At 55.9% G+C, this 13,421-nt stretch carries 16 protein-coding genes; 11 read left to right on the top strand and 5 right to left on the bottom strand.

The features are described 5' to 3' along the window. From BHE81_RS28825 to lipA, 6 genes are all read left to right on the top strand, one after another. Nucleotides 1-376 (top strand): SPOR domain-containing protein (locus BHE81_RS28825; protein ID WP_228268722.1); only part of this gene is annotated, 376 nt, incomplete at its 5' end. A 138-nt stretch (nt 377-514) separates the two neighbouring features. After that, nucleotides 515-1,714 (top strand): D-alanyl-D-alanine carboxypeptidase DacA, encoded by a 1,200-nt coding sequence (gene dacA, locus BHE81_RS19310; protein ID WP_002894539.1) that lies wholly within the window; start codon nt 515-517, stop codon nt 1,712-1,714. Nucleotides 1,715-1,826: 112 nt separating this feature from the next. Next, on the top strand, nt 1,827-2,090 hold the full coding sequence (gene ybeD, locus BHE81_RS19305; RefSeq protein WP_002894474.1) for a DUF493 family protein YbeD: 264 nt from the start codon (nt 1,827-1,829) through the stop codon (nt 2,088-2,090). A 104-nt stretch (nt 2,091-2,194) separates the two neighbouring features. Beyond that, entirely contained in the window at nt 2,195-2,839 is a 645-nt protein-coding gene (lipB, locus tag BHE81_RS19300) for a lipoyl(octanoyl) transferase LipB (protein WP_023302167.1), read from the top strand. Nucleotides 2,840-2,969: 130 nt separating this feature from the next. Next, on the top strand, nt 2,970-3,929 hold the full coding sequence (locus tag BHE81_RS19295; protein ID WP_004220154.1) for a YbeF family transcriptional regulator: 960 nt from the start codon (nt 2,970-2,972) through the stop codon (nt 3,927-3,929). A 180-nt stretch (nt 3,930-4,109) separates the two neighbouring features. Then, entirely contained in the window at nt 4,110-5,075 is a 966-nt protein-coding gene (lipA, locus tag BHE81_RS19290; RefSeq protein WP_002894467.1) for a lipoyl synthase, read from the top strand. 190 nt (nt 5,076-5,265) lie between these two features. Here the strand turns inward: lipA and tatE are convergent, their stop codons facing one another. Next, on the bottom strand, nt 5,266-5,472 hold the full coding sequence (tatE, locus tag BHE81_RS19285) for a twin-arginine translocase subunit TatE (RefSeq protein ID WP_002894464.1): 207 nt from the start codon (nt 5,470-5,472) through the stop codon (nt 5,266-5,268). Nucleotides 5,473-5,714: 242 nt separating this feature from the next. Beyond that, the gene (locus tag BHE81_RS19280) at nt 5,715-6,503 is read right to left on the bottom strand and encodes a deaminated glutathione amidase (protein WP_002894461.1); all 789 of its coding nucleotides are present in this window, start codon (nt 6,501-6,503) and stop codon (nt 5,715-5,717) included. Between the two features lie 89 nt (nt 6,504-6,592). Here BHE81_RS19280 and crcB point away from each other — a divergent pair, with 89 nt between their 5' ends. Beyond that, entirely contained in the window at nt 6,593-6,976 is a 384-nt protein-coding gene (crcB, locus tag BHE81_RS19275; protein WP_004223642.1) for a fluoride efflux transporter CrcB, read from the top strand. A 67-nt stretch (nt 6,977-7,043) separates the two neighbouring features. Here crcB and cspE read toward each other — a convergent pair whose 3' ends face one another. Further along, complete coding sequence (gene cspE, locus BHE81_RS19270; protein ID WP_002439184.1) at nt 7,044-7,253, bottom strand: transcription antiterminator/RNA stability regulator CspE; 210 nt, start codon at nt 7,251-7,253, stop codon at nt 7,044-7,046. Between the two features lie 194 nt (nt 7,254-7,447). Next, entirely contained in the window at nt 7,448-7,966 is a 519-nt protein-coding gene (pagP, locus tag BHE81_RS19265) for a lipid IV(A) palmitoyltransferase PagP (protein ID WP_004183399.1), read from the bottom strand. A gap of 338 nt (nt 7,967-8,304) precedes the next feature. Between pagP and dcuC the strand changes: the two genes are divergently transcribed. From dcuC to uspG, 4 genes are all read left to right on the top strand, one after another. Then, nucleotides 8,305-9,678, top strand: a complete 1,374-nt coding sequence (gene dcuC / locus BHE81_RS19260) for an anaerobic C4-dicarboxylate transporter DcuC (protein WP_004142371.1) — start codon at nt 8,305-8,307, stop codon at nt 9,676-9,678. Between the two features lie 92 nt (nt 9,679-9,770). Continuing rightward, the gene (gene rna / locus BHE81_RS19255; protein WP_004176884.1) at nt 9,771-10,568 is read left to right on the top strand and encodes a ribonuclease I; all 798 of its coding nucleotides are present in this window, start codon (nt 9,771-9,773) and stop codon (nt 10,566-10,568) included. A 178-nt stretch (nt 10,569-10,746) separates the two neighbouring features. After that, the gene (gene rnk / locus BHE81_RS19250; protein WP_002894404.1) at nt 10,747-11,157 is read left to right on the top strand and encodes a nucleoside diphosphate kinase regulator; all 411 of its coding nucleotides are present in this window, start codon (nt 10,747-10,749) and stop codon (nt 11,155-11,157) included. 186 nt (nt 11,158-11,343) lie between these two features. Then, complete coding sequence (uspG, locus tag BHE81_RS19245) at nt 11,344-11,772, top strand: universal stress protein UspG (RefSeq protein ID WP_002894401.1); 429 nt, start codon at nt 11,344-11,346, stop codon at nt 11,770-11,772. 76 nt (nt 11,773-11,848) lie between these two features. On the opposite strand, the gene ahpF is transcribed toward uspG, so the two are convergent. Next, nucleotides 11,849-13,414, bottom strand: coding sequence for an alkyl hydroperoxide reductase subunit F (gene ahpF, locus BHE81_RS19240; protein ID WP_004893443.1), 1,566 nt, complete (start codon nt 13,412-13,414; stop codon nt 11,849-11,851). Between the last annotated feature and the right edge of the window lie 7 nt (nt 13,415-13,421).

Below are 13,421 nucleotides of genomic sequence, written 5' to 3'. Positions count from 1 at the left end.
AGCCGCCGCGACGGCTCCTGCCGCCGGCGCCACGCCAACAGCGCCAGTGACCGCGCCTGGCTCCATTCAGGGTAATGTGGCGCCCGCTGCGGCCACCGCCGCAGCCGCTGGCGCCGTGGCGGCCTCGTCCTCCGCGACCTCCAGCGCCAGCGGTAATTTTGTTGTCCAGGTGGGCGCAGTAAGCGACCAGACGCGGGCGCAGCAGTATCAGCAGCGCCTGAGCCAGCAGTTTTCTGTGCCAGGCCGGGTCATGCAAAACGGCGCGGTCTGGCGTATTCAGCTGGGTCCCTTTGCTGATAAAGCACAGGCCAGCGCCGTGCAGCAGCGCCTGCAAAGCGAAGCGCAGCTGCAGTCCTTTATTACTCGCGCCAACTAAACGCCGCGGGCCGCCCGTTCACCTCGCGCATGTAAAAGTCATTAACAAACTCATGCGCAATGTCGGATGCTGGCCCGCAGAGCATTTGCTATAGTAAGGCACTTTTTTAACTCCATCACGGATGCCGTTGTTCTGACCATGAAGACCTCTTTCACCGCTCGTTTACTCATTACGGCGCTCTCCGTTGCAGCGCTCTCCTCCGCTGCCCGCGCCGATGACCTGAATATCAAAACGATGATCCCAGGCGCCCCGCAGATTGACGCCGAATCCTGGATCCTTATCGATTACAACTCTGGCAAGGTACTGGCTGAAAACAATGCCGACTCCCGCCGCGACCCGGCCAGTCTGACCAAAATGATGACCAGCTATGTTATCGGTCAGGCGATGAAAGCGGGCAAATTCAAAGAGTCCGATCTGGTCACCGTCGGCAACGATGCCTGGGCCACCGGCAACCCGGTTTTCAAAGGCTCTTCTCTGATGTTCCTCAAGCCGGGCATGCAGGTGCCGGTTTCTCAGCTGATCCGTGGTATTAACCTGCAGTCCGGTAACGATGCCTGCGTGGCGATGGCCGACTACGTCGCCGGCAGCCAGGACGCCTTCGTCAGCCTGATGAACAACTACGTCAATGCTCTGGGCCTGAAAAACACCCATTTCCAGACCGTTCACGGTCTTGATGCTGACGGACAGTACAGCTCCGCGCGCGACATGGCGCTGATTGGCCAGGCGCTGATCCGCGACGTACCGAACGAGTACTCCATCTATCGTGAGAAAGAGTTCACTTTCAACGGCATCCGCCAGCTGAACCGTAACGGCCTGCTGTGGGATAACAGCCTGAACGTCGACGGCATCAAAACCGGCCATACCGACAAAGCGGGTTACAACCTCGTCGCCTCCGCCACCGAAGGCCAGATGCGCTTGATCTCGGCGGTAATGGGCGGCCGGACGTTCAAAGGCCGTGAGTCGGAAAGCAAAAAACTGCTTACCTGGGGCTTCCGCTTCTTCGAAACCGTCAACCCGATTAAAGCTGGCAAAGAGTTTGCCTCTGAACCGGCCTGGTTCGGCGACAGCGATCGCGCTTCGCTGGGGGTGGATAAAGACGTCTACCTGACCATTCCGCGCGGCCGAATGAAAGATCTGAAAGCCAGCTACGTGCTGAATAACACTGAGCTGCACGCCCCGCTGCAGAAAAACCAGGTTGTCGGCACCATTAACTTCCAGTTGGATGGTAAAACCATCGACCAGCGTCCGCTGGTGGTCCTGCAGGAAATTCCGGAAGGTAATTTCTTCGGCAAAATTATTGATTACATTAAATTAATGTTCCACCACTGGTTTGGTTAAAAATCGAACACTTGAAAGTGTGATTTCCATCCCCATATACTATTCATCCAAGTAACCTGATAACTCCCGCCCTTGGTGGGAGTTATTATTTTGTCGTAACACCGGAGCTGACATGAAAACCAAACTTAACGAACTGCTTGAATTCCCTACGCCATTTACTTACAAAGTAATGGGGCAGGCGTTGCCGGAGCTGGTTGATCAGGTGGTGGAAGTGGTACAGCGCCATGCGCCTGGTGATTACTCGCCGTCAGTAAAACCGAGCAGCAAAGGTAACTACCACTCGGTCTCCATCACCATCAACGCCACCCACATTGAACAAGTGGAAACGCTGTACGAAGAGTTAGGCAATATCGATATCGTTCGGATGGTGCTGTAACCTTTTCCCTGACCCGGCCGCCGTGCCGGGTCTTCTCATTCCCTTCTGCACGGCTGTGATATACTCCCCAACCTGAATTCTCTCTTCCCGGCGGAGATGTTGTTTTGCAGCACAATAAAATTCTTATCCGGCAGCTTGGCCTGCAACCTTACGAACCCGTCTCGCAGGCGATGCATGAATTTACCGACGCCCGTGATGAAGATACCCTCGACGAGATCTGGCTGGTGGAACATCACCCCGTATTCACCCAGGGTCAGGCCGGCAAAGCGGAACACGTGCTGGTGCCCGGCGATATTCCGGTGATCCAGAGCGATCGCGGCGGCCAGGTCACCTATCACGGTCCGGGACAGCAGGTGATGTACGTCCTGTTGAACCTCAAGCGCCGCAAGCTGGGCGTGCGGGAGCTAGTGACGCTACTGGAGCAAACGGTCGTCAATACCCTGGCTGAATATAGTATCGAGTCGCACCCCCGCGCCGACGCCCCTGGCGTCTATGTCGGCGAACGCAAAATCTGCTCTCTGGGATTGCGGATCCGTAAAGGTTGTTCTTTCCACGGTCTGGCGCTTAATATCGCCATGGATCTCACACCGTTTTTGCGTATCAACCCCTGCGGCTATGCCGGTATGGAGATGACGCAAATGCGCCAGTGGCAGCCGGCAGCCTCCCCGGAGACGGTCGCTCCGCGACTGGTCGCCAATCTGCTGGCGCTGCTAAATCATCCACCACACGAATATCTTCCCCGGGATTAAGCGGCAGGCCATCGTCCCGCTGTCAGCGGGGCGCTAAACGAGTAACACGTTATTTTTGCAATCAATTGTCACGCACGGCAACGCGGTGGGCCGCTATACTTGGCCTATCATTCCCAACCGGACTCATCGCGTGCCAGAGAATACGCCTCCGTCAGAATCTCCTGACAGACAGGATGAACGTTACGATCGTCAAATGTTTCGCATCCTGCGTAATATTGACCTCAATCTGTTGACGATCTTTGAAGCGGTATACGTACATAAAGGTATCGTCAACGCCGCGAAGATACTCAATATCACACCGTCGGCGATTAGCCAGTCAATTAACAAACTGCGGGCGCTGTTCCCCGATCCGCTATTTATCCGCAAAGGACAGGGCGTCACCCCCACCGCCTATGCCACCCATCTTCATCAATACATCAGCCGCGGCATGGAAGCTTTCCTCAGCGCGCTGGATATCACCGGTAGCCCGCACCAGCAGCGGGTGATCACTATCGCCACTACGCCAGCGATGGGAGCGCTGCTGATGCCTGGCCTGGCCAGCGCGCTGAAGCCGACCTTTCCGCAGATCCTGTTGCACAATATCGCCATCGTCGACGCCGCGCGGCAGCTTGACCAGCGCCAGGTGGATCTGCTCATTGATACCCACCTGCACAGCGGCCAGGCGATAAGCCATCATGTGCTGTATCAGGATCGGGTACAGATGTACTGCCGCGCAGGGCATCCCGCGCTGGACGGTCCGCAGGATGAAACGACCCTCGCGGAGTACGAATTTGCGCTGCTGCTGCCGGAAGGCCAGCGCTACCCCACCCTCCATCGCCGACTACAGGAAGAGATGGGCGAGCGCCGCTGCGGCTTTAGCACCTTTAACCTGATGACCCAGGCGGCGATGATCGCCGGGAGCGATATGCTGGGTCTGACCACCGAACGCCTGTTCGCCATGGTGTCCCGTCTCTGGCCGCTGCAGACCCTGGATTTCCCTTCCCTCGGTGAAGAGCAGATTGACGTTGCGCTGCACTTTAATAAGCTGAGCGGGAAAGAGCCATTGCTGAAAGAGATCATCGAGACGGTGATCCGCTCGTTTAAGGCGTAGCGCACGGAAGGGAAAAGGATAAAACAACAACTATTTTACAATTTGCCGGGCAGGCAGGCTGCTTTCTGCCCCTTTTCAATGGTATACTGCCTGCTCTTGATTCAAAAATAGTTGATAATTGCAACATTTCATTGAATTAATTCGCTTTCCTTCGTGACTCGCAACTGGAACACGCACGCTATGAGTAAACCCATTGTGATGGAACGCGGTGTTAAGTACCGCGACGCCGATAAAATGGCCCTTATCCCGGTGAAAAACGTGGCAACTGAGCGTGAAGCTCTGCTCAGAAAACCGGAATGGATGAAAATCAAACTTCCGGCAGACTCGTCCCGTATCCAGGGAATCAAAGCAGCGATGCGTAAGAACGGCCTGCACTCTGTGTGCGAAGAGGCCTCCTGCCCGAACCTTGCAGAATGCTTCAACCACGGTACCGCGACCTTTATGATCCTCGGCGCGATCTGTACCCGCCGTTGCCCGTTCTGCGACGTCGCGCATGGACGCCCGGTCGCGCCAGATGCAAACGAGCCACAAAAGCTGGCGCAAACTATCGCCGATATGGGTCTGCGCTATGTCGTAGTCACCTCGGTAGACCGTGACGACCTGCGTGATGGCGGCGCACAGCATTTTGCCGACTGCATCAGCGCCATTCGCGAGAAAAACCCGTCGATTAAGATCGAAACGCTGGTTCCGGATTTCCGCGGCCGCATGGATCGCGCACTTGATATTCTGACGGTGACCCCGCCGGATGTCTTCAACCATAACCTCGAAAACGTGCCCCGTCTTTATCGTCAGGTACGTCCGGGCGCGGATTACAACTGGTCGCTGAAGCTGCTGGAGCGTTTTAAAGAAGCGCACCCGGAGATCCCGACGAAATCCGGCCTGATGGTAGGTCTGGGCGAAACCAACGACGAGATCATCGAAGTGATGCGCGACCTGCGTCGCCATGGCGTCACCATGCTGACGTTAGGCCAGTATCTGCAGCCGAGCCGTCACCACCTGCCGGTGCAGCGCTACGTCAGCCCGGAAGAGTTTGAAGAGATGAAAGCGGAAGCGATGGCGATGGGCTTCACCCACGCCGCCTGCGGTCCCTTCGTCCGCTCTTCCTATCATGCCGACCTGCAGGCTAAAGGGATGGAAGTTAAATAACCCACCGCTTCCGCCGCTGCGCGCCTTTTCGGCGCAGCGGCTCTCTCCGCTTCATCCGTTTCGCCTGTCCGTAACAGTTAGTTGCATCTTTTCTCCGCGGCGTCGACAAAAACGACAAAGGCCGCAACGATAAACGTCGCGGCCTCTTCGCCGTACCGCCAGCATCCCGTCAGGGGACGCAGCCGGAGAATTACTCTTTATGAGAGAGCTTCTGCGCCGGCGCTTCTTCTTCTGCGGTGGTTTTCTTCGCGCTATCGTCATCTTCGTTCATGGCTTTTTTAAAGCCCTTGATAGCCGACCCCAGGTCGCCGCCCAGCGTACGTAATTTCTTGGTACCAAACACTAAGATAATCAGTGCTGCGACTACCAGCAGTTTGGTAATACTAATCTCACCCATAGCTAACCTTCTTCTCTATACAAGCTGCGAATACGCCATCATACACGCATTTATCCGTCCTATTGTAATCCACCTGTGCGTGGGCTGCGTGTTTCGGCCCATAGCCTCCCCTCCGGGAGTGAGCGCTGAGATGTCCATCCTGACGTGCACAGCGAATTATTGGGATAAACAATACGGGTATTTGACGCGCGGACACAATAGCAATCTGTAACAAGGTGAATCAAGCCTTGTTTAAAAAAACGTCATAATAATTGCGGTGGCGCAAATCGTCGGTTCCGCAGCACTGGCAAACGCTCGCGAACGCGCGCAAGGTCATCCGCTGAGAGATCGGCAAAGATCAGCTGCGGCTCGCTCCCGGCCCCCGCCAGAGTGGTCCCCAGCGGATCGACGATGCGGCTCAGCCCGATATTGCGCGTTCCGCATTCGCCTGCCGCCACGATATAGCAGGTAGTATCGAGAGCGCGTGCCGCCAGCAGCGTCGCCCAGTGATGCTCTTTCTGCGGCCCTTTCACCCATGCAGCGGGCAGCACCAGCAGCTGTGCCCCATTCAGGGCCAACGAAAGCGCCAGTTCCGGAAAGCGAAGATCGTAGCAGGTCATCAGGCCAACGCGTAATCCCGCCACCTCAATCACCGGCGGGATCTGCTGACCGGGATCCACCCGCCGGGACTCCTGCATCGCGAAGGCGTCATATAGATGAAGTTTATGATAATGGGCGATCACTGCGCCTTCCCGTAACACCACCAACGTGTTGGTCGCTCTCCCCTCCCCTGACGGCACATGGAGCGTCAGGACCGTGGTCAGGCTGTTACGCCTGCTCTCGGCCAACAGCGGCTGCAAAAATGCGCCATCCAGCGGCTGGGCCGATTTAACTGACAGATCCGGGTCGTTGTCATCCCGCGCCAGCAACGCCTCCGGCAGCACCAGCAGCGCCGCCCCTTCTCGCTCCGCCTGCTGCATCATCGCCACACAGGTTTGCGCATTCGTCCGCCATACTGGCGTGACGGCAAATTGTCCTGCCGCTACCCGCATGTTCTTCTCCCGTCAGGTTATGGATAGCCAATCGCGCCCGATGCGCGCTACACTTGACACTCTCTTACATCAAATAGCAGGAAACGACCGTGTTTCAACTTCTTTGCGCCGTTTTTATTGGCGGCGGCACCGGCAGCGTATTGCGCTGGTGGCTCGGCATGAAGCTCAATCCTGTGCATCATGCTATCCCGATTGGGACTCTAACGGCCAACCTGTTAGGCGCCTTTGTGATTGGCGCCGGGCTGGCGTGGTTTAATCGTCTGACCGGTATTGACCCGATGTGGAAACTGCTGATTACCACCGGTTTCTGCGGCGGCCTGACCACGTTCTCCACCTTTTCTGCGGAAGTGGTGTTTCTCCTGCAGCAGGGCCGGGTAAGCTGGGCGCTGCTCAACGTCGCGGTGAATTTGCTGGGTTCGTTTGCGATGACGGCGCTCGCCTTCTGGCTTTTCTCGCAGGCGGCCAGCCGCTAAAAGCGAAGGAGACAGGCAAAAAAAAACCCGCTTATTAGCGGGTTTTTATATTCTACTGACGCGTTGCTTACAGAGCGATGACGTTTGCAGCAGAAGGGCCTTTGGCACCGTTAGTGATTTCGAACTCTACGCGCTGACCTTCAGCCAGAGTTTTGAAACCGTTGGACTGGATTGCAGAGAAGTGTACGAATACATCTTTGCTGCCATCTTCCGGAGTAATGAAACCGAATCCTTTGGACTCATTAAACCACTTAACGTTACCTTTAATCTTAGACATCAAAATTACCTTTATATGAAAAATCGACACTAATGCTGTGTCGGGTATCAGTACACCAATTGTGGTACCTTTTGTCCAGTGCAACTTTGCTAAAAAGTGATAAAAGTCGCTATCTTTTTTAGTGGGTAACGCTTTAGTCCTTGTTTTTGCACAAGACCTTCCGCTTATCTCATTTATTGCTAAGATTTAGCGAATTAAAACTGGAAGCGCGCCCAGGCGAAGTAAACGTTACCGTTATTGTAGGTGCCGGGAATATAGGTCATCTGGAAAGTTGCCGGACCGTAACCTATTGACGCCAATGGCAAGATCACCGGGATCGGGATGTAGTTCCAGTTATCGCGCGCCGTGACGCCGAGGGTATAGCCAAGGCCGAGGTGGAAATTCTGGTCCGTCAGCGGGCGCCAGGTTTTCTCCCAGCCGTAGCCGCCGATGGGCTCCCACTTATTAAAAGAGTCTTTAAACGCCATCAGGTACAGGCCATGCCAGTTCCCTTTCTCATCCCAGCGCGAGACGCCGAAACCTGCCCCCCACGGACGTTCGTTATACTTATCGGTTTTTTCCTTGTCATAGGCAAAGCGCGCATGCCAGGTGATGGCTGGAACGTACAAATCATAGTGCTCCGGCTCATTCCAGGTCTGCGCTACGTTATTACTTAAGGTATGGTAACCTTCGCTAAGGGTCGATGAAAACGACGCGCTGGCGTTTCCGGACACCAATAACCATCCTAAAAAACCAAGAGAAAACAATGAAAAACGACGTAACATCAACACTTTTCTATTACCACTTGGATTTAAAAGCCACCTAAAATAGCAAAGATAATCTCAATACAGGTTGAACGAAATAAGGCAAACTCCTGATTTTCGCCCGCTGTCCATCAGAACGGCTTAACTATCCATCTGGTGATTATATCCAGGCGTGACTGGGGACGTGTAGTTCTTATCGCTTTATTGATTTGCATCAGCGAGTTTTGTCCGTTTTTTCGGCACATTCGCACATTAAAATTTGGTGTGGTGCTTTTTAGCTACATATTCTTTGGGTTTAGGGGTAATAAATGCTGACGTTTATTGAGATCCTGATAGGGATTGTGGTCATTGTGGGCGTAGCCCGCTATATCATTAAAGGCTACTCGGCCACCGGGGTGCTGTTCGTCGGAGGCTTAATCTTACTGATCGTCAGCGCCCTGCTGGGACATAAAGTGTTACCGGGTAATACCGCGAGCACCGGCTATTCCGCTACCGATATTATTGAATACATTAAGATTCTACTCATGAGCCGCGGCGGCGATCTGGGCATGATGATCATGATGCTGTGCGGCTTCGCCACCTATATGACCCATATTGGCGCCAATGATATGGTGGTCAAATTAGCGTCGAAGCCGTTGCGCTATATTAATTCGCCCTATCTGCTGATGATTGCCGCCTATTTTGTCGCCTGCCTGATGTCGCTGGCCGTCTCCTCCGCGACCGGCCTTGGCGTACTGCTGATGGCGACGCTGTTCCCGGTAATGGTGAATGTCGGTATCAGCCGCGGGGCCGCCGCCGCCATCTGCGCCTCACCGGCGGCGATTATCCTCTCGCCAACCTCGGGTGACGTCGTCCTGGCGGCCAAAGCCGCTGAAATGCCGCTGATCGACTTTGCTTTTAAAACCACGCTGCCGATCTCCATCGCGGCCATTATCTGCATGGCGATCGCCCACTTTTTCTGGCAGCGCTATCTGGATAAAAAAGAGCACATTTCTCACGAGATGCTCGATGTCAACGACATCACCACCACCGCCCCGGCGCTGTATGCCATTCTGCCGTTTACCCCGATCATCGGCGTGCTGATCTTTGACGGTAAATGGGGGCCGGAGCTGCACATTATCACCATCCTCGTTGGCTGCATGCTGCTGGCGGCGATCCTCGAGTTCCTGCGCGGTTTCAACACCAAAAACGTCTTTAGCGGGCTGGAAGTCGCCTACCGTGGAATGGCCGACGCCTTCGCCGGCGTAGTGATGCTGTTGGTTGCCGCCGGCGTCTTTGCCCAGGGGTTAAGCACTATCGGCTTTATCAACGGTCTGATCTCAATCGCTACCTCCTTCGGCTCGGCCAGCATTATTCTGATGCTGGTGCTGGTGATCCTGACCATGCTGGCGGCGATGACCACCGGTTCCGGTAATGCCCCGTTCTACGCCTTCGTTGAGATGATCCCCAAGCTAGCGCACTCCTCCGGCATCAATCCGGCCTACCTGTCGATTCCGATGCTGCAGGCTTCTAACCTCGGCCGCACGATATCGCCCGTCTCCGGGGTGGTGGTCGCCGTTGCCGGGATGGCGAAGATTTCCCCATTCGAAGTGGTCAAGCGCACCTCAGTGCCGGTGCTCGTTGGCCTGCTGGTGGTGATCGTTGCTACTGAAATCCTGGTGCCCGGCAGCGCGCTCCACTAACGGTCTAACCACGCGAAAAGGCGCCAGCGGGCGCCTTTTTTATGCTTTAATAACTCCCCGTTATCTTTTGCCATCCATAATCAGGAATAAAAATGTTCAGGAAGGATTTCGCCGCGATTGCCCTTGTGCTTACCGCCACTCAGGCCGGTGCTGAACCGCTCACCGCGACGCGATACGCTGATTTTGACCGCTACGTCCTTGCCCTCTCCTGGCAAACCGGATTCTGTCAGAGCATGTATGACCGCAATCGCAACGAACCGGAAGAGTGTCGCCTGCAGCAGGACACCGCGAATAAAGCCGACTTTCTGACCGTGCATGGCCTGTGGCCCGGGCTGCCAAAGTCCATTGCCGCGCGCGGAGTGGATGAACGTCGCTGGATGCGCTACGGCTGCGCCACGCGTCCGGTGCCCAACATGCCGGAGGTAAAAGCGAACCGCAAATGCCAGGCGGCGGAGACCGGACTGTCGCTGGAGATGGCCAATAAACTTAATAATGTGATGCCGGGATCGGGCGGCACCTCCTGTCTGGAACGCTACGAATATGCCAAACATGGCGTCTGCTTCGGCTTCGATCCCGACAGCTACTTTGGCGCCATGGTGCGACTAAACGGTGAAATTAAGCGCAGCCCGGTGGGGGATTTTCTCGCGAAGCACTATGGCCAAACGGTCAGCCGCGCCGACTTCGACGCCGCCGTGGCCCGCGCCTGGGGTCCGCAGAGCGTGAAGGCGTTTAAGCTAACCTGCAACGGTAATCCGGCCTATCTGACGGAGATGCAAATCTCGCTCAACGCCGCGACCATCAACGCCCCGCTGGCCACTTCCGCTTTTCTGCCCCAGCCTCACCCGGGTAACTGCGGCGCACAGTTTATCCTCGATAAGGTTGGCCACTAGCGTAAAGCGGGATGCTGATTGGAAAACACCGTCCGCCGGATGGTGTTGCACGCTGAATGTGCGTTTCATCACTTCAAACTGCCGGCAACTCTCAGTATGATGGTAGGACCTTAACCCTTGCCCCTTTCGGCGAGGGTTTTCTTTTACGGACAGGTTCCTGGATAACATGGAGTATGCAATGACCAGACCCGCAATCATCATTAATGAACTGGATGCCGAACGTATCGACAGGCTGCTGGAGCAGCCGGCTTTCGCCAACTCACCGGTTGCCGATGCCCTGAATGAGGAACTCGACCGCGCGCAAATGCTGGCCCCGGAAGCGATGCCGCATGATGTCGTCACCATGAATAGCAGGGTAAAATTCCGCGATTTAACCAGCGGCGAAGAGCGCGTGCGGACGCTGGTGTTTCCGTCACAGGTGACCGACAGCGCCAGCCAGCTCTCCGTCCTCGCGCCGGTGGGCGCCGCGCTGCTGGGCCTGAAAGTCGGCAGCACCATTCACTGGGAGCTGCCGGGCGGCGCATCGACGCACCTGGAAGTGCTGGAGCTATTGTACCAGCCGGAAGCCGCTGGCGAATTCCACCGCTAATCCCGCTGCCTGAGGCGTTTCGCGCTTTATTCAGAGGATGTCCGCACATCCTCTTTCTGCTGTTTTCCCGCCGCTTACCCTTTTTTACGCTTTGCGCCTGCCTGGCTGACAGTTTTGCGACCTGAATGACACAATATCCGCATATAATATGTTGATATAGACGCAAACGAACAAGGAGGATTGCATATGTATAAGACTATCATTATGCCGGTTGATGTCTTTGAGATGGCGCTGAGCGATAAAGCCGTCCGGCACGCGGAGTTTCTGGCCCAGCAGGACGGGGTGATCCATCTGCTCCACGTCTTACCGGGTTCCGCGAGCTTTACCATGAGCCGTTTTACCGCCGACCTGCGGCGGTTTGAGGAACATCTGCAGCATGAGGCGGAGACTCGCCTGCAGACGATGGTCAGCCACTTCAGCATTGACCCGTCTCGTATCAAGCTACATGTCCGTTTTGGCAGCGTGCGCGATATGGTCAACGAGCTGGCCAGCGAAATTAACGCCGACGTGGTAGTTATTGGCTCACGCAATCCCTCCATCAGTACCCACCTGCTCGGCTCCAATGCCTCGAGCGTGATCCGCCATGCCCATATCCCGGTAATGGTCGTCAGGTAAGAATGACGAAAAGAGTATAAAAAAAGAGGCTACCCCTGGGTAGCCTCTTTGTTATGCAGGTCTATTGTCTGACTTGTTATGCGGTTTTCGTGCGGATCAGGTAGTCGAAAGCGCTCAGCGACGCTTTTGCCCCTTCCCCTGCCGCGATAATAATCTGTTTGTACGGCACGGTGGTGCAATCGCCCGCGGCGAACACGCCTTTGACGTTGGTTTCGCACTTCGCATCGATGATGATCTCGCCCATGCGGTTGCGCTCAACGGCGCCTTCCAGCCAGGTGGTGTTAGGCAGCAGGCCAATCTGGACGAAGATCCCCGCCAGCGCGACATGATGCTCATCGCCGCTCACCCGGTCACGATACTGCAGACCGGTGACTTTGCTGCCATCGCCTTTCACTTCCGTGGTCTGCGCATTAAGAATGATGTCGACATTCTTCAGGCTGCGGACTTTATCCTGCAACACCTGGTCGGCTTTCATCTCTGGGGCAAACTCCAGCAGGGTTACGTGCTCCACGACGCCCGCCAGGTCAATGGCGGCTTCCACGCCGGAGTTCCCGCCGCCGATTACCGCTACGCGTTTGCCCTTAAACAGCGGACCATCGCAGTGAGGGCAGTAGGTCACGCCCTTGGTGCGATACTGATCTTCGCCCGGCACGTTCATATTGCGCCATTTCGCCCCGGTGGCGATGATGACGCTACGCGCCTTGAGCACCGCGCCGGAGGCGGTTTCGATCTGATGCAGGCCGCCCTCTGTCGCCGCCGGCGTCAGTTTGGTCGCGCTCTGGGAGTCGATCACGTCGACGTTATAGTCATTGACGTGCGCTTTCAGCGCGCCTGCCAGCTTCTGGCCTTCGGTTTTCGGCACCGAAATATAGTTTTCGATATCCACGGTATCCAGCACCTGGCCGCCGAAGCGTTCGCCCATCAGGCCGGTACGAATCCCTTTACGTGCAGAGTAGACCGCCGCCGCCGCGCCGGACGGGCCGGAGCCAACGATCAGTACATCGTAAGCGTCACGCTGATTCAGCTCTTCCGCTGCGCGTTTTTCCGCACCGGTATCCACTTTGGCGACGATTTCAGTCAGCGTCATCCGTCCCTGACCAAACTCCTGACCGTTCATGAACACCGCTGGCACGCCCATGACGTTACGCTCGGTGATCTCATTCTGGAAGGTCCCGCCGTCAATCGCCGTGTGTTTGATGCGCGGGTTGAGCACCGCCATCAGGTTCAGGGCCTGGACCACGTCCGGGCAGTTATGACAGGAGAGCGAATAGTAGGTTTCGAATTCGAAATCGCCATCAATATCACGGATCTGCTCCAGCAGCGACTGGGCCTCTTTCGACGGATGACCGCCGGTCCACAGCAGCGCCAGCACCAGCGAGGTAAACTCGTGGCCCAGCGGCGAGCCTGCAAAACGCGGGCCCTGGTCGGAACCTGGGTTAGTAATCAGGAACGAGGGCTTACGTACCGCGAGCGTGTTGTCTTCTTTAAAGGTGACTTTGTCTGACAGTTCAGCGATTTCAGCCAACAGTTCCTTGATTTCTGCCGATTTAGCGCTGTCATCCAGCGTGGCAATCAGCTCAACAGGCTTGGTCAGCTTCTCAAGGTAGGCCTTGAGCTGGGTTTTCATGTTGGTGTCGAGCATTGTTATC

This window comes from Klebsiella sp. AqSCr, from assembly GCF_008452795.1.
Lineage (GTDB): Bacteria > Pseudomonadota > Gammaproteobacteria > Enterobacterales > Enterobacteriaceae > Klebsiella > Klebsiella pneumoniae.
The sequence above is the reverse complement of the archived record's forward strand: the minus strand, read 5'-3'. Positions and strand labels throughout refer to the sequence as shown.